At 73.1% G+C, this 16,241-nt stretch carries 12 protein-coding genes; 6 read left to right on the top strand and 6 right to left on the bottom strand.

Annotated features, from left to right (window positions below; all coding sequences use genetic code 11):
* Window positions 1-85: 85 nt before the first annotated feature.
* The 3 genes from OG594_RS35150 to OG594_RS35140 form a co-directional block, all read right to left on the bottom strand.
* Entirely contained in the window at window positions 86-2,068 is a 1,983-nt protein-coding gene (locus tag OG594_RS35150) for an MDR family MFS transporter (RefSeq protein WP_266606695.1), read from the bottom strand.
* A gap of 171 nt (window positions 2,069-2,239) precedes the next feature.
* Window positions 2,240-3,607 carry a 6-phospho-beta-glucosidase gene (locus tag OG594_RS35145; RefSeq protein ID WP_266606420.1) on the bottom strand — a complete coding sequence of 456 codons (1,368 nt, stop codon included), beginning with the start codon at window positions 3,605-3,607 and terminating at the stop codon, window positions 2,240-2,242.
* Window positions 3,608-3,751: 144 nt separating this feature from the next.
* On the bottom strand, window positions 3,752-4,624 hold the full coding sequence (locus OG594_RS35140) for a helix-turn-helix domain-containing protein (protein ID WP_266606419.1): 873 nt from the start codon (window positions 4,622-4,624) through the stop codon (window positions 3,752-3,754).
* A gap of 334 nt (window positions 4,625-4,958) precedes the next feature.
* On the opposite strand from OG594_RS35140, the gene OG594_RS35135 reads away from it, so the two are divergent.
* From OG594_RS35135 to OG594_RS35125, 3 genes are all read left to right on the top strand, one after another.
* Window positions 4,959-5,627 (top strand): helix-turn-helix transcriptional regulator, encoded by a 669-nt coding sequence (locus OG594_RS35135; RefSeq protein ID WP_266606418.1) that lies wholly within the window; start codon window positions 4,959-4,961, stop codon window positions 5,625-5,627.
* Window positions 5,628-5,691: 64 nt separating this feature from the next.
* On the top strand, window positions 5,692-6,249 hold the full coding sequence (locus tag OG594_RS35130; RefSeq protein WP_266606417.1) for a toxin-antitoxin system, toxin component: 558 nt from the start codon (window positions 5,692-5,694) through the stop codon (window positions 6,247-6,249).
* Complete coding sequence (locus tag OG594_RS35125) at window positions 6,246-7,415, top strand: MAB_1171c family putative transporter (protein ID WP_266606416.1); 1,170 nt, start codon at window positions 6,246-6,248, stop codon at window positions 7,413-7,415. The genes OG594_RS35130 and OG594_RS35125 overlap by 4 nt, the downstream gene beginning before the upstream one ends.
* 25 nt (window positions 7,416-7,440) lie before the next feature.
* Here the strand turns inward: OG594_RS35125 and OG594_RS35120 are convergent, their stop codons facing one another.
* Window positions 7,441-8,223: a DUF4239 domain-containing protein gene (locus tag OG594_RS35120; RefSeq protein WP_266606415.1), complete on the bottom strand. Its 783-nt coding sequence runs from the start codon at window positions 8,221-8,223 to the stop codon at window positions 7,441-7,443.
* Between the two features lie 85 nt (window positions 8,224-8,308).
* The gene (locus OG594_RS35115) at window positions 8,309-8,917 is read right to left on the bottom strand and encodes a hypothetical protein (protein WP_266606414.1); all 609 of its coding nucleotides are present in this window, start codon (window positions 8,915-8,917) and stop codon (window positions 8,309-8,311) included.
* A 115-nt stretch (window positions 8,918-9,032) separates the two neighbouring features.
* Between OG594_RS35115 and OG594_RS35110 the strand changes: the two genes are divergently transcribed.
* The 3 genes from OG594_RS35110 (at window position 9,033) to OG594_RS35100 (ending at window position 13,124) form a co-directional block, all read left to right on the top strand.
* Entirely contained in the window at window positions 9,033-10,751 is a 1,719-nt protein-coding gene (locus OG594_RS35110) for a serine/threonine-protein kinase (RefSeq protein WP_266606413.1), read from the top strand.
* Between the two features lie 418 nt (window positions 10,752-11,169).
* Window positions 11,170-12,480: a sensor histidine kinase gene (locus OG594_RS35105; RefSeq protein ID WP_266606412.1), complete on the top strand. Its 1,311-nt coding sequence runs from the start codon at window positions 11,170-11,172 to the stop codon at window positions 12,478-12,480.
* Window positions 12,468-13,124, top strand: coding sequence for a response regulator transcription factor (locus OG594_RS35100; RefSeq protein WP_266606411.1), 657 nt, complete (start codon window positions 12,468-12,470; stop codon window positions 13,122-13,124). Before OG594_RS35105 ends, OG594_RS35100 begins: the two co-directional genes overlap by 13 nt.
* Before the next feature lie 490 nt (window positions 13,125-13,614).
* On the opposite strand, the gene OG594_RS35095 is transcribed toward OG594_RS35100, so the two are convergent.
* Window positions 13,615-16,203, bottom strand: a complete 2,589-nt coding sequence (locus OG594_RS35095; RefSeq protein ID WP_266606410.1) for a bifunctional serine/threonine protein kinase/MFS transporter — start codon at window positions 16,201-16,203, stop codon at window positions 13,615-13,617.
* Window positions 16,204-16,241: the final 38 nt, after the last annotated feature.

The raw sequence follows: 16,241 nt of genomic DNA, 5'->3' as shown, positions 1-16,241 counted from the left end.
GTCGTCCGTCTGCGGTCCGGCTGTCCCACCGCCTCGTAGGGGAGGACGGTGGACGGATCCGCGAGGTTCCGTTGCGGGCCGGGGTCTACCGCCGCACCACCACCTTTGGCGCGAAGTTGCCCTCCCCCAGGTCCTCCGCGAGCAACCGTTTGGCGATCGCGTCCGACGCCACCCGCAGTTCGGCGCTCCGCGGCCGCCCCCGGTCCTTCTCCAACTGGTCCCCCAGCCATTGGGCCCACGCCTTCGAAATCACGTCGGCCTCCCGCTGCCCGGCCGCGGTGAGGGTGACGAAGCCGTCCTCGCGGCTGACGAAGCCCTCGTCCGCCATCCGCTCGTAGACCGGGATCAGCACCTCGGGCGGCAGGGACCGGCGGCCGGCGATCAGTACGAGACTGGCGTGGCCGATGGTGCGGGTCATCAGCTCCACCTGCATCACCGCCCAGGCGCCCGCGATGTCCAGCCGGGTGTCGGAATCCCGGACGATCCCCCGCGCCGTGTCCGCGCCCATGTTCCGTACGAGTTTGCCGACGGCCAGCTCCAGCAGCTTGGCCGAGTCCCCCGAGGCCGTGGCCGGTGAGCCGAACCCGTCTCCCATGTCCGTGGAGCCGGCCCGGGCGCTGTCGCGCAACCGCACCTGCTTGAGGAAGAGCGCCACGACGAAACCGACCACGGCGACCGGGACGGTGTACAGGAACACGGTCTGCAGGGCCTGCGCGTACGCGTCGATCACCGGGGCGGCGACCGCCGGATCGAGCCGGTGCACCCCTTCCGGGGTGGACGCGGCCCTGGCCAGCTCCTGCGGATCCTGCCCGGAGAGCCGCGCCGCCTCCACGTACGCCGCCTCCAGTCCGGGCCCCAGGTGGTTCGCGTAGATCGTTCCGAAGACCGCCGTCCCGAAGGCGCTGCCGAGCGTACGGAAGAAGGTGACGCCCGAGGTGGCCGTGCCCAGGTCGGCGTAGTCGACGGTGTTCTGCACGGCGATGGTCAGCACCTGCATGGACAGGCCGATGCCCACGCCGAACACGAACATGTACAGCGATTCCAGCAGGGTGCTGGTCCCGGGCCCCATCCGCGACAGCAGGTACAGGCCGATGCCCATGACCGCGTTCCCGACGATCGGGAAGATCCGGTACTGGCCGGTCTTGCTGGTCACGTTGCCGCTGAACACGGAGGCGATCAGCAGGCCGATGACCATGGGCAGGGTCCGGACGCCCGAGATCGTGGCCGAGTCCCCGTCCACGTACTGGAGGTACGTCGGCAGGAACGTCATCGCGCCGAGCATCGCGAACCCGACGACGAAGCTCAGGACGGTGCACACGGAGAAGACCGGATTGCGGAAGAGCCGCATGGGCAGCATCGGTTCCGCGGCACGGGTCTCGGCCAGGCAGAACAGCGCCAGCGCGACCGCGCCGCCCGCGAACAGGCCGATGATGACCGGCGAGGTCCAGCCGTACTCGTTCCCGCCCCAGCTGGTGGCCAGGATCAGCGCGCTGGAGCCGACGGCGACCAGCGCGATGCCCAGGTAGTCGATCACCGGCTTGCCCGAGGCCCGGACCGCCGGGATCGTCTTGGCCGCCGCGATGACGACGAGGATCGCGATCGGGACGTTGACGTAGAAGCACCACCGCCAGGTCAGCTGGTCGGTGAAGAACCCGCCGAGCAGCGGGCCGATCACGGTGGCGACCCCGAAGACGGCGCCGATCATGCCCTGGTACTTGCCGCGTTCGCGCAGGGGCACCACATCGGCGATCAGCGCCATCGCGGTGACCATCAGACCGCCGGCCCCGATGCCCTGAACGCCGCGCCACACGATCAGGAGGGTCATGTTGCTGGACAGGCCGCACAGGAAGGAGCCGCTGATGAAGACGATGGCGGAGATCTGGAAGATCAGTTTCCGGCCGAAGAGGTCACCGAACTTGCCGACCAGGACCGTCGCCACGGTCTCGGCGAGCAGGTAGGAGGTCACCACCCACGACATGTGGTCACCGCCGCCCAGGTCCCCCACGATCGTGGGCAGCGCGGTGCCCACGATCGTCTGGTCGAGCGCCGCCAGCAGCACGCCGAGCATGATCGTGCCGAAGATGACGTTGCGCCGCCGCCGGTCGATCTCGGGGGGCGCGGGGGCCGTGGCGGGGGCAGTGGTCACCTTCGCACTGTCACAGCGCGCCCGCCGCGGCGCATGTGGCGCTGAGCCGTACGGGGGAACCGCCCGCCGGGCTCGACGCAGGTGGACCGGGCCTCAGCGCAGGTAGGCCAGGCCCGGGTGCTCCGCCGCGTACCCGTCGAGCAGCCGTCGGGCCACCCCCACCGAGTCGACCAGCGGATGGAGCGCGAAGGCCTTGACCGCGTCCGCCCGCGCACCGCTCGCGGCCGCCGCCAGGACCTCCCGCTCGACCGCCTTGACCGCCGTCACCAGGCCCACGGCGTGCAGGGGCAGCTGTGCGACGCCCACCGGGTGGGCGCCGTTCGCGTCGACGAGGCAGGGCACCTCGATGACGGCCTCGGCGTCGAGGACGGAGAGCGTAGACCGGTTCCGGACGTTCAGGATCAGTGTGGCCCGCTCGTCCCGGGCGATGGCCCGCATCAGCGCGAGCGCGACCTTCTCGTAGCCCCCGGATTCGAGGTCGCTCTCCTCGCGCTCCGGGGCACCCGCCGCCTCGCGGTTCTCGGCCATGTACGTGGCCTCGCGCTCGGCCCGGGTACGGTCCCAGGCGGCCAGCGCCGCCCCGGCCGGCGCCCCGGCCCGGCCGGCCTCGGCGTAGAAGCCGCGCTGCTGGTCGCGCAGGAAGGCGCCGCGGGTCTGCTTGGCCTCCTGGTACGCCCGTACCGTGTCACGGTTGAAGTAGTAGTAGTGCAGGTACTCGTTGGGGATCGCGCCGAGCGAGCGCAGCCATTCGGCCCCGAAGAGCCGGCCCTCCTCGAAGGACTCCAGGGCTTCGGTGTCGGCCAGCAGCCGGGGCAGCTCGTCGCGGCCGCCGATGCGCAGCCCGCGCACCCAGCCCAGGTGGTTGAGGCCGACGTAGTCGATCCAGGCCTCCTGCGGGCGGGCGCCCAGCAGCCGGGCGATGCGCCGGCCGAGGCCCACGGGGGAATCGCAGATGCCGATCACCCGCTCGCCGAGTTCCTCGGCCATGGCCTCGGTGACCAGCCCGGCCGGGTTGGTGAAGTTGATGACCCACGCCTCGGGGGCGGTACGGGCGATCCGGCGGGCGATCTCGCGCGCCACCGGCACGGTCCGCAGGCCGTACGCGATCCCGCCCGCGCCCACCGTCTCCTGGCCCAGGACTCCCTCGGCCAAGGCGATCCGCTCGTCCGTGGCACGCCCTTCCAGGCCGCCGACGCGGATGGCGGAGAAGACGAAGTCCGCCCCGCGCAGGGCTTCGTCGAGGTCCCTGGTGACCGTGACGGCCGGGACCTCGACCGCCGGATCGGCCGCCGATGCGGCCGACGCCTGGTCGCGGAGCACCCGGGCCATGGCGGTGAGCCGCGCCGGGTCCTCGTCGTACAGGGTCACATGGGACACCCTGCCCTCGGCGCGGTCGCCGAGGAGCGCTCCGTAGACGAGCGGTACCCGGAAGCCGCCCCCGCCGAGGATCGTCAGCCGCACGCCCCTACCGCCTTTCGCCCGTGCAGATCCCGTTGCCGGCGCCGCCGTGCCGGCCGGTGCCACGATCGGTGACACGATCGGTGACGCGATCGGTGACGCGGAAGCCACGGCTCACGTCCGCCGGCACCAGTCTGCCCCGGTCGGTCACTCCACCGGCGACGGCACGGCGCGCAGCCTGGCGCCCTGCTGCTGCGTGAAGCCCGCGCCGCTGCGGACGGGGCCCGTCGGTGTACCCGTGGGCGTCGAGAGGATCAGGGTGATCCGGGTCAGTCCCATCTCGCCCAGCATCCGAGTGGTCTCGGCCACCATCCGGCAGCGCACCAGCCCCCACCGCGGGTCGGGGTGGCGCACGGTGCGCACCGCCCCGTCGAGCTCGGCGGCGTCGGCCCCGTGCGTGCTCAGCCAGTGCGGCACCCCGTACCGGTAGGCCGCCTCCATGAACGGGTCACGGGCCACTTCCTGGCGGATGCTGCGCAGCCCCTCGTCCTCGGGGGCCCCGGCCAGCGCGGTCGCGAACTGGGCCAGCAGCGGTACGCACCAGGCGGGTTCGTGGTCCTCCAGCACGGCGGCCGCGTCCGGGTGGAACAGCACGAAGCGCAGGAAGTTGTCGTCCGGCAGGGCCGTCGGGTGCGGTCTGACCGACTGGAAGAGCTGGTCGAAGGCCGAGTTGGTCAGGGCCACGTCCCAGCGGTGGTCCACCAGGAAGCTCGGGTACGGCACGGACTCCATGAGGGCCGCGTAGTCGCACAGGTAGTCGCGCTGCGCCGGGTCCTCGGGCAGCCGGTTCTCCTCGGCGGCCCGCCACGTGGGCGGCGGGTCGCGGTCGACCATGACGCGGAACAGCCAGAAGCACTGCCGCTCGCTCATCTCCAAGGCCTCGGCCAGGGCGAGGAGTTTGCGGTCCGTCCACTCCTTGACCAGGCCTCTTTCCCAGTTCCCGTACGCGCGCACGCTGATGCGCAGCCGGGCGGCGAGGTCTTCCTGGCTCAGGCCCAGCTCCTCGCGGCGCTGGCGCAAAATCTCCTTGCGTCGCTCCGACCGCACGGCGCCGCGGGCGGGTTCTTCGCCCGCCAGGCGCTCTTCAACGGCTCGGGCGAGTCCATCGGACGGGCCCACCGCTGCGAGATGTGGCACTGAGAGCTCCCCCTCCTCCGGTCTGGATCTTCATTTCCGTGTGGCGATCCTGCTACCGACTTCATTCGAGTGTCAACTATTGTGGCAATTCCAGCCTCTTGACAGCTCATTCCCGCCACAGCTGTGGCACGTTCTAGCCCTTCTAGGAAAGAGCGGCTAGATTCCAGAAGCCGACCATGTGCCCATACCGACTTCGCGCGATCTAGGAGAACCACTGGTGACAGACGGCTTCCCGGCTCCCGTCGCGGTAGCCGACGCACCCATGGCAGCCACCATCACGCGTGTCGCCGAACTCGCGGGCAAGATGGGCCGCGACCTGAACCAGGTCTTCGACCTGCGGCGGCTCTCCGAGGCCTCCGGCGTACCCACGGACGTGGTCAGGACCCTGCTCGACGGCAGGCCGGCCGGCGAACCCGATCTACAGACCCGGTTCCTCCAGCGTCTCGACCTGCTCCGGCGGACCCGCGTCAAAGCGAACGGCCGCCGCTACACCCAGCAGGAGATCGCGGACGGCGCCGGCATGTCCCGGCAACAGGCCGGTGCGCTGATCAACGGCGACCGACGCCCCACCATGGAGCATTGCGACGCGATCCAGCGGTTCTTCGGAGTGCACGCCGGCTTCCTCACGGCGCACGACGCCGACGCCCTGACCGACGCGCTCCAGCGGACCGAGCAACAGCTGCTCCAGGACTTCGCGGGGCGGGCGCGGGAAACCGTACCGGCGTCGGCCGCATCGGCGGGCGATCCACTGGCAAGACTCCTCCAGAACCACGGTGTACGGGGCATCGCCTGGCGCGCCGCCCAACTGCCCAGCGACAAGCACCGGGACAAGGTGACCGAATGGCTGGACATGCTCCTCGAAAGCGTCAAACCGAACGAATCCTGACCCAGTCGAAAGTCTGGGTCTGATCCTTGAGTCCTGATCCGGATCCGCGCCGACGGGGAGAACGGTGAGCATAGGCAGAGAGCAGCGGCGGTTGTGCGGGGAGTTGGTGGCCGGCATCCGGTTGACCGCCCCCGTGGAACCCGTGGACCTCTACGCTGCCCTCTGCGAGGGCATGAGCAGACACCGCGGTCGCCGGGTGGACTTCCGGATGGCCTCGTTCCCGCCGCGGACGGCCAGCGGCCTGTGGCTCGACATGGCGGACCGCGATCTCGTGGTCATCGAGGAACGCACCGCGCCGGACCACCAGTTGGTGATCCTGGGCCACGAGCTGTGGCACATGAAGGCCGGCCACTGTAGCCACCACGTCGACGGCGCCGCCGTCGCCGCGCGGCTGCTGACCGACGAGGCCGACATCGGCGAGACGGTGCGCCGCGTCGCCGCGCGCACGCGCGCCGACGTCCGAGAGGAGACCGAGGCCGAAACCTTCGGCTTACTGCTGGGTAGTCGGTGTCGGAACTGGCTCGCCGGATCGGCGAGCCACCGCGCTCCGGTCCAGCGCGATCAATTGGCGGGCCGGATCGAGGCTTCGCTGGGCTACCGGGGGCACAGGAAAGAGCGTTGAACGGCAAGGACTACTACATACCGGCGGCCGCGATGGCGGTCTCACTCGCCTTCAAGCTGCCGGCCCTGCGGCACAACTGGCGCGACCCCCTCCTGAGGTCGGTCGTCGCCCTGCTGACCCTGGCCGGAGCGGTGTTCACCTTCGCGGCCCCGCCCACCATCGCTGCGGTCAACCGCTGGACCGGGATCGTCAACGTCTCGGCCCCCCTGGTCTACTGCCTGATCACCGCGTTCAGCGCCTCCTGCCTGGTCCTGATGGTCAACTGGCGGGGCGGCCCGCCCGAACAGACCCGGCTCGTCTCGCGCCGCTGGATCCTGGGCTACAGCGCGGTGGTCCTCTCCCTGATCATGCTCTTCGCCCTCGGCGAGACCCCGGTGGAGCGGCTGCGCGACTTCGACACCTACTACGCGAACACGCCCTACATCGGCCACATGATCGCCCTCTACCTGCTGGCGCACTGCGTGGCCGCGGTGGTGATGGTGGTCCTGTGCTGGCGCTGGTCGCTCCAGGTCCGCGGCTGGCTGCGGGTCGGCCTGGTGATCATCGTCATCGGCTACATCTTCAACCTCTCCTACGACGCGACCAAGATGACCGCGGTCGTCGCCCGCTGGTCGGGTCACGACCTGGACGGCCTCAGCACCTTCGCCGCTCCGCCGCTCGCCTCCCTCGGGGCGCTGATCAGCGCGATGGGCTTCGTGGTCCCGCTCGTCTGCCAGCGGCTGTCGGACCACTGGCAGACCTGGGCGACGTACCGCCGGCTCGGCCCGCTCTGGCACGAGGTGCAGATCTCCGCGCCCAGCGGCACCCCCTCCGTCCAGATGGCCTGGTGGTCCGCGGCGGAACTACGGGTGATCCAGCGCGAGTCGGACATCCACGACGGCTTCCTGCACCTCGGGCCGTACTTCGACAAGGGCCTCGGCGACGGCGCCTACGAGAGCGCCGTCGCCGCGGGTGCCGACGAGGAGACGGCCCGCGCCGTCGCCGAGGCCGCCATGGTCGCGGCCGCCGTACGGGCCCGCTCCGCCGACCCCGACGGAAAGGTCATCGGAGAGGACGAGGAGACCGTCCTCGACGCCGCCGACGGCCCGCGCGACCTGCTGCGGATCTCCCACGCACTGCGGCACTCGCCGGTGGTGCAAGCGGTCCGGCGCGAGGTGACCGCGTAGCGGCGGACGGGGAGTCCGCCGGCCCTCAGCGGCTGGCGACGGCCGCCGACGCCGTGGCCGGGAACAGGTCCTGGAACGGTGCGGCCGAGTCGATCCCCTCCCGCCCGTACGGCGCGTCGAAACTCCACACCATGAAGAGCAGGAACACGATCAGCGCGCTGAACAGCCCGGCGAGCAGCAACTCCCGTCCGGAGCGTCGGATCTGCAGGGTGAAGATCAGCCCGACCGTGACCAGCCCGCCGACCAGCAGCCCGAACCACACCACGCCCGGCAGCGTGGACTCGGAGCTCTGCGTCCGCGAGTGCCGGGCGTCGTCGGCGGCCGCGATGTGGTCCAGCAGCGGCTGGTAGGCCTGCGCCTGGAGCTCGTTGGCCGGGCTCTGGTGCGTGACGTCGGTGCGCAACTTGCCGAGCAGCGCAGCGCCTTCGGGCGAGGCGCTGTCGCCGGAGGTCAGCAGCGGCCAGTCCACGGCGACGGTGTGGGAGACGTACGCGTCCACCTCGCCCCGGATCCGGTCGCGGACGGCCGCCGGGTAGACGTCGGCGCGCTGGGTGACCTCGTACAGGGCCTGGGCCTCACGGCGCACGCTGTCCTCGGCGGCGCCGCGCGCCTCCCAGACGCCCGCGATGGCCAGGCCCAGCACGATCGCGTAGACCACCCCCACCATCATCGTCATGTACTCGATGACATCGGGGGTTTCGCTGGTGTCCTCGTCGGCGGCGGCCCGGCGGTGCCGGATCGCGGTGATGGCGAGGACGAGGGCGCAGACGAGCGCCATGGCGATGGCCAGGACCAGCCATTCGGACACGTGGATTCTCCCGGTGCGGATCGGTGTTCGACGGATCGGTGGATCGGTGGATCGGTGGACGGGGGTGCGAAGGGTTCGGCGGCGGTCAGCCGCGGCTCTTGGAACGGGGGCGCAGGGCGGCGGCGGCGAGTACGGCCGGAGTGGTGACGACGACCATGAGCGTCATGGTGGACATCCCGCCCGGGCCGCGCCGCTCCAGGGCCACCGAGCGGTACGGACGCACGTGAAAGGCGCTCACCCGTGCGGCGGCGGCCCTGGCCGCGGGCGGGGCGGGTGCGTCGGCCGACGCCGGTTCGTCCCGGCCCTCGGGACCCGGCGCGGGCTCCGGCGGCTCCGACCGCCCGGCCCTTGCCTGCGCGGAAGGCTCCACCGCTGCGCCGGGCGGACGCCGCTGCGCAGGCCCGACCGGCCGCACGGGCCGTTCCGCGGGGGTGGCGGACTGTGCGGGCCGCCCCGGGTGACGCACGGTCGGCCGGTCGGCGCCGGGCACGACCACCCGGACGGAGGGCCACCCGGACGGAGGCCGCAAGACCGGCCTCTCCGGCTGCCCGGCCGGCACGCACAGGTCGACGCGGGCTCCGTAGCCGTGGCCGTAGCCGTCGCCGTCTCCCTCGCCCGCGACCGCCACGTGGCCGTGCAGCGGGCAGAGTGCCGCCACCAGGCCCGCCCCGGCGAAGTATTGCCAAGCGGTCACCGCGCGCCTCCCGAAATCCGCAGCAGAAGTAAGGGCTACCGCTGAAGAAACGATCAAGGGGCGGCTTCGACACGCCGCGGACGGGTGCTCATCCGCGATGCGGCATGATGTCGCCATGGGGACCGAGGGGGCGAACGCCCGGCTGATCGCAGGGCGCTACCGGCTGGACGCCAAGCTCGGACGCGGTGGCATGGGCATCGTGTGGCGCGCCACCGACCAGCTGCTCGGCCGGAACGTCGCCGTCAAGGAGGTGGCGCTCGATCCCGCGCTGTCCGAGGACGAGGCCCGGCACCAGCGTGAGCGCACGCTCCGCGAGGCACGGGCGGCCGCGCAGCTCAAGCACCCCCACATCATCGTGGTGCACGACATCGTCGAGGACGGCGAACTCCCGTACATCGTCATGGAACTGGTCGAGGGCGGTTCCCTCGCCGACCGGCTCTCCCGGACCGGCCCGGTGGACGTCGTCGAGGCGGCCCGGATCGGGATCGCGCTGATCGGCGCGTTGCGCACGGCGCACGCGGCCGGGGTGCTGCACCGGGACATCAAGCCGGCGAACGTGCTGTTGGAGGCGCCGGGCGGACGGCCCGTGCTCACCGACTTCGGCATCGCGCAGGTGTCGGGCGCCACGACGCTGACCACCACCGGGTCCTTCGTCGGTTCCCCCGAGTACACCGCGCCCGAGCGGATGTCGGGGCAGACGCCGGCGGGACCCGAAGCCGATCTGTGGTCGCTGGGCGCCCTGCTGTGCGCGGCCCTCAGCGGCGCCTCGCCGTTCCGCCGGGACTCGCTCGGCGGGATCCTGCACGCGGTGGTCTTCGACGAGATCCGGCCGCCCGAGGCGTGCGGCGCGCTGTTGCCGGTGGTGCGGGGGCTGCTGGAGCGCGATCCGGCCGGGCGGCTCGAAGCGGAGCGGGCCGAGCAGATGCTGCGGGCCTGCGCGGAGGCGGCGGCCCAGTACACCCCGACGCAGTACGCCCCGGCCCCGCAGGACCCCGCCCCGCAGAACCCGGCCCCGGCCGCGCCCACTGCGATGCCCGCCCCGCACGCTCCGGTCCCGCACGACCCGACACGGCCCGGCGCGACCCCGGTGTCCGCGCCGACGCCCGTATCGGCCGCCGTACCCGCGCCCGGGCCCGTACGCGCCCCCGGGAAGCGGCGGCCGGGGGCGGCGCTGATCGCGGGTCTGCTGGTGGCCGCGATCGCCGGTGCGGGCGTGTCCGCCGCGCTGCTCATGAACGACGGCCAGCGGGGCGGGCAGACGTCCACGAGCGGGGCGGCCGGCCGACCGCACGCGCCCGCCACCGGGACCGCCGCCCCCGCCACCGCCGCCCCCGCCACCCCCGGCGAGCGGATCGACACGGGCTCCCCCTCGTCCGACGACGAGCCCGCTCCCGCCGGCTACCGCGTCGTCACCGACCCGGAGGGATTCTCGCTCGCCGTACCGCTCGGCTTCACCCGCAAGGTGGAAGGTCCGCGGATCTTCTACATGTCACCCGGTGAGACCTTCCGCATCGGCATCAAGGTCGCCGAGCCCGAATCGGGCGGCCCGCTCGCCGTCCATCAGCGGGCCCATGCCAAGGGGCCTGGGACCAACCCCGGTTACCGTGACGCCGAGGTCGTGACCACCTCGCAGAACGGCCGGCAGGCCGCCCTCTGGCTGTTCACCTGGGACGGCTTCTCGACGACCGAGGGCCCCCGGCACACCCGCGACCTGTGCTGGGAGGAGGACGGCCGCCTGTACGACGTGTGGGTGTCCTCGCCGGTCCGCCAGGGCGACGAGGCCCGGGGCTACTTCGACACGGCGGTGCGGACCTTCGTACGCACCGGGGGCTGACAGCCGCCGCAGCGCCCCGGTTCACCCGCCAGGCGCAGCCCACCGCAGCACCCGCCCCGCCCCCGCTCCATGATCGGGGGAGCGGACCGGCGGGCCCCCTCAGGGATGGTGGCGGATGGAACCGGACAGCCGGGGCACCCCTTGAGCACGGCTCCCCCGGCCCCCGCCGATCCGGCTCCGTCGCCGGCCCCGCAGGAGCCCGCGGGCAAGGGGTTCAGCCTTCCGAGCGCGCTGACCGTCCTGGCCGCGGTCGACCGCGGCATCGCCCGCCTCGCCCACCGGTTGCGCCACCGCGGCACCTTGCTGATCGCCGCCGTGATGCTGGTCTTCTCCGTCCTCGGCACCGTGGAGGGCTCCGCGGCCGATCGGCAGGGCCGCCGCCCAGGACACCCCTGGACACCCCCTAGGCTGGGGAGACATGTCCCACTCCACGCCCCTCCACGAACCGGCGGGCCTTCCGCCGGTCGCCCTCCTGGCCGCGATACGCCGGCCGCTGCGGTTCCTCGGCTCGTGGTGGCCCTGGCGGTGCTGGGCGTACCTGGTCAGCGGGTTCCTCATCGGCTATCCCGTGCTGGTCGTCCTCGTCCTGCTCCTCGGGGTAGGGGTGGCGCTGGCGGTCGTCGGGATCGGACTGCTGCTCCTGCTCGGCGCCGTCGTCGCCGGGGTACCGCTGGGGGCGCTGGAGCGGTGGCGGCTGCGGTGCGTGGAACCCGAGCCCGTACCGGACCCGCACGCCTCCCTCGCCGGGGCCGGGCCCGCGGCCTGGTTGCGGACCCGGCTGCGGGAACGGGCCACCTGGCGGGAGTTCGCGTACGCCACCCTGCTCGGGCCGGTGTTCGGGGCGGCCGGGTTCGCCGTGATCGCGCTGCTGGCGTTCGCCCTGATCCTCGTCGCGACCCCGGCGATCGTCTGGGCCATCGCCCCGGACCACGTGATGCTGATCCCCGGCCGGCCGGTCTCCGGGCCGCTGGAGGCCCTGGGCGGCACGGCCGTCGGACTGGTCGGCATGCTGGTGGCGGCGTACGCGGGCGCCCTGCTCGCCGCGGCCCAGGTGAAGACCGCCCGCCTGTTGCTCGGACCGCGCGTGGAGGCCGACCGGATCTTGGAGCTCACCCGCTCCCGGGTCCGCCTGGTCGACGCCTTCGAGGCCGAACGCCGGCGCATCGAGCGGGACTTGCACGACGGTGCGCAGCAGCAGCTGGTCGCCCTGAGCATGACGCTCGGCCTCGCCGAGCTGGAACTGCGCGGCATCCCGCAGGCGGCCGGGGCCGCCGCCCTGGTGGCCCGGGGGCGCGGGGAGGCCAAGGTCGCCCTGGAGCAACTGCGCGAGCTCGTACGGGGCATCCACCCGCAGGTCCTCACCGACCACGGGCTCGCGGCGGCCGTCGCCGAAGTGGCCCTGCGCCATCCCGTACCGGTGACCGTGGACCTCGACGTGCCCCGACTGGCCGAATCGGTGGAGATCACGGCGTACTTCACCGTCACCGAGGCGCTCGCCAACGCGGCCAAGCACAGCGGTGCCTCGCGCGTCGCCGTGGTCGGTAAGGTCGAGGGTGACCGGCTCACTCTCACCGTCACCGACGACGGTCGCGGCGGCGCCGATCCCGGCGCGGGAGCGGGCCTGGCAGGACTCGCGGACAGGGTGGCGATGTTGAAGCGCAGGCTGGTGGTGTCCAGTCCGGTGGGCGGACCGACCCGACTCCGGGTGGAGGTCCCGTGCTCCGGCTGATCCTCGCCGAGGACTCCGTACTGCTGCGCGCGGGGCTGACGGAGCTCCTCACCCGCGGCGGCCACCAGGTGCTCGCCGCCGTCGGGAGCGCCGATGAGCTGGTGCGGGCGGTGGAGGCGCAACGACCGGACGCCGTCGTGACCGATGTGCGGATGCCGCCCGGCTTCCGCGACGAGGGTCTGCGGGCCGCACTCGAACTCCGCTCCCGGGACGCCTCGTTGCCCGTGCTCGTGCTCTCGCAGTACGTGGCCACGGCCTACGCCACCCAGCTGCTCACGGGTTCCTCCGCGGCCGGGCTGGGCTATCTCCTCAAGGACCGGGTCGGCGAGGTGGCCGAGTTCCTCGACGCCCTCCAGCAGGTCGCCGAGGGCCGCACGGTCATCGACCCCGAGGTGGTACGGGTCCTGCTCAGCCGGCAGTCCGAGGAGCGGCCGCTGGCCCGGCTGACCCCGCGCGAGCGGGAGGTGCTGACCCTGATGGCCTCGGGCCTCAACAACCAGGCCCTGGCGGCCCGGCTGTTCATCACCGAGGCCGCCGTCGTCAAACACGCGTCCAGCATCTTCATGAAGCTCGACCTGGACGCCACGGAGGGCAACCGCCGCGTCCTGGCGGTCCTGGCCCACCTGTCGGGCCAGGAATCGTAGGCTCTGTCGACCTCGCGGTCTCGCCGGCAGGTCCGCCTCGCGAGCGCCGCTTCAGTCCACCGGGGAGCGGCAGCGCACCGAAGGCGAGGGGGCCGGCCTGAGCAGGGTGCTCCAGGCGGCCACGGTGATCCCGCGCCGCTTCGGCGCGAGGTGGACCAGCGTCGCAGCGTCGCGTTCACCGCGAGGAACAGAACAGACCTGCGTCGGGGGCGAGCGTGATCGCCGGGGCGATCGGGGCGCTGATCACCTGCCGGCGATCCCGCGCCACGCGGGGAGTTCGGCGGTCAGGGCGGTGGCGAAGGCGGTGGCGGCCGTCGGGTTTCCGCCGTTCACGCGGTGCACGGCGCGGTCGGTGAGCACGATCTCGACGTGGCGCCCGCCGTCGGTACGGCCTCCTGGACCACCGCGAGGGGGATCTCCCTACGGGTGCGGCCGTCGACGAGCCGGAGACCGCCGTCTCGCGGCACGGTCTCGGCGCCGTCGCCGCCGATCAGTACCTGTGCACAAGCCGTCGCTCGCCGCCCTGTTGACGCGGGGTCCTGAGCAGCAGGGCGGCCGGCAGGGTCGCGAGCAGGAGGGCGCCGGCCCCGCACCAGAGGGTGGTGGTGTAGGCGCTTAGCATCCGGGCGAACACGTCGGTGTCGTCCGAGACCTGGCTCAGGCGGCTCACCAGGACGGTGCCGAGCACCGCCCCGCCGATCGACTGGCCCAGGTAGTGGGCCGCGCCGAGGGCCGCCGAGGCCGCACCCGCGTGGCGCGGGGCCACCCCGGCGGTCGCGGTGGCGTAGAGCGGGGCCAGGGCCAGGCCCAGGCCGATGCCGGTGAGCAGCATGCCGGGCAGCACCCCGGTCGCGTAGGTGGACGCACCCCCCACACCGGCCAGCAGGGCCAGCCCGAGGGCGGCGACCACCAGGCCCGGCAGGACCAGGACGCGCGGCGCGACACGGGGCAGCAGGCGGGCGGAGACCTGGGTGGCGACGACGAGGGCCGCGGCGACCAGGGGCAGGTGGGCCGTCCCGGACGCGGCAGGACCCTCGCCGCGGATCTGCTGGGCGAAGAAGCCCAGGGCCGGGAGGAGGGCGACCAGGGCGACGCCGGTGAAGAGGACGGCCAGGAGGGAGGCGAGGCGGCTCCGGTCGGCGAGGACGTACGCCGGAAGCAGCGGGCCGGACGTTCCGGCCTGCCACCACAGGAAGGCGGCGAGCAGCGCGGCGCCGACCACGAGCAGGAGCAGGCTCGGGACGACGGCCCAGCCGGTCGTCTGGGCCCGGGCGAGGCCGTAGGCGAGGGCGGCGGATCCCGCCGTGCCGAGGAGTACGCCGAGTCCGTCGAACCGGGCGCCGGTACGGCCCGGACGGGCGGGCAGCAGGGTGAGCGCGCCGATCAGCGCGAGCACGGCGAGCGGGACGACCGACCACAGGGCCCAGCGCCAGTCCAGGGTCTCGACGAGCCACCCGCCCGTGAACACGCCGAGCGCACCGCCGCCCGCGGCGACCGCCGCGTAGATCCCGAAGGCCCGCCCGCGTTCCCGGGGGTCGGTGAATCCGGTGGCCACCAGGGACAGCGAGGCCGGGACGAGCAGGGCGGCGAAGGCACCCTGGAGGGCGCGGGCGGTGATCAGCGGTCCGGAGCTGCCGGCCGCGCCGCCGAGCACGTCGGCCGCAGCGAATCCGATCAGGCCGGCCACCAGCATCCGTCGGGCCCCGAGCAGGTCGACGAGGTGCCCGCCGAGCAGCAGCAGTCCGCCGAGGGCGACCAGGTAGGCGCTGAAGATCGGGACAAGGCCGTCGGCGCTGACGGCGAGGTCGCCATGGATCTGCGGAACCAGCAGGTTGAAGTGCGCCGCTTCGACGAGCACCAGCAGCTGCGTCAGGGCGAGGACCGCGAGGCCCCACCAGCGCCTCGGGTGCGGGGGTGCGGGGACGGACGGGTCGCCGGGGAGGGGGCCCGGGGGCGGACCGAAGCCGTCCGCGGGACCGAAGCGACCGGGCGCCGTGGGGGCATACGCGGGCGGCGGGGGCGGTGTCACGGGCGGCAGGGGCGGTGTCACGGGCGGAGGGGCGTCCTGCCGGGACTGCGCCGGCACGCGGCGGGGGTCCGGCATCTTCTCGACGGGGGTCCCCTCGACTGGGGTCCCCTCGGCAGGGGTCCCGCCGCCGGCTCCGACTCCCGCCGGGGACGCCGGGGCGTAGTCCAGCAGCCGCGCCGCATGGCGGCCCAGTTGGGCCAGCACCGCGCCCGGAAGCCATTCCCCGACGGCGTCCGCTGCCGTACGCGCCGCCACCTCCTCGGGAGTGGGCCGCAGGGCCGGGTCCTTGTGCAGGCAGGCGCCGACGAGTTCGACCAGCGACTCCGGTACCCCGGTCAGGTCCGCCTCCTCCTCGGCGATCCGGAAGAGGTGGGCGTTCAGACCGGTGTCCTTCGCGCCGAAGAGCATGCGTCCCGTGGCGGCGTACACGAGGACCGCGCCGAGGCAGAAGACGTCGCTGGCGGGGCCCAGTTCGAGGCCGCGGACCTGTTCCGGGGACATGAACCCCGGTGAGCCGATCAGCATGCCCGTGCGGGTGTGCAGGCTGTCGCCGGTCAGGCTGTCCATCGCCCGCGCGATGCCGAAGTCGATGACGCGGGGCCCGTCGACGGTGACGAGCACGTTGGACGGCTTCAGGTCGCGGTGGACCAGGCCCGCCTCGTGCACGGCCCGCAGGGCGTGGGCGAGCCGGTTGGCGAGGGTCCGCACCGAGTCCTCGGGCAGCGGGCCGAACTGCCGGGCGACCACGGTCTGCAGGTCCGGCCCCGGGATGTACTGGGTCGCCACCCAGGGCACGGCGGCCTCGGTGTCGGCGTCGAGCACGGCCGCCGTCCAGCTGCCGCCCACCCGCCGCGCGGCTGCCACCTCGCGGGCGAACCTCCTGCGGAATTCGGGGTTCCCGGCGAACTCCGTCTGGACCACCTTCACGGCAACGGTTCGGCCGCCCTCGGAGCGGCCCAGGTAGACCAGGCCCATGCCACCCGCACCCAGCCGGGCGATCAGGCGGTACGGTCCGATGCGGCTCGGGTCTTCGGCGATCAGCTGATCCACGGAGCGAAGGCTAGTGCAACGAGCCAATGCGCAGGGGG

This window comes from Streptomyces sp. NBC_01214 (assembly GCF_026340975.1).
In the GTDB taxonomy this organism is placed as follows: Bacteria; Actinomycetota; Actinomycetes; order Streptomycetales; family Streptomycetaceae; genus Streptomyces.
The sequence above is the reverse complement of the archived record's forward strand: the minus strand, read 5'-3'. Positions and strand labels throughout refer to the sequence as shown.

What these genes read in the sequence shown, in the direction of transcription:
- OG594_RS35150 (WP_266606695.1), bottom strand. Translation starts at nt 2,068, where the DNA reads ATGCTCGGCGTGCTGCTGGCGGCGCTCGACCAGACGATCGTGGGCACC.
- OG594_RS35110 (WP_266606413.1), top strand. Translation starts at nt 9,033, where the DNA reads ATGGGGACCGAGGGGGCGAACGCCCGGCTGATCGCAGGGCGCTACCGG.
- OG594_RS35105 (WP_266606412.1), top strand. Translation starts at nt 11,170, where the DNA reads ATGTCCCACTCCACGCCCCTCCACGAACCGGCGGGCCTTCCGCCGGTC.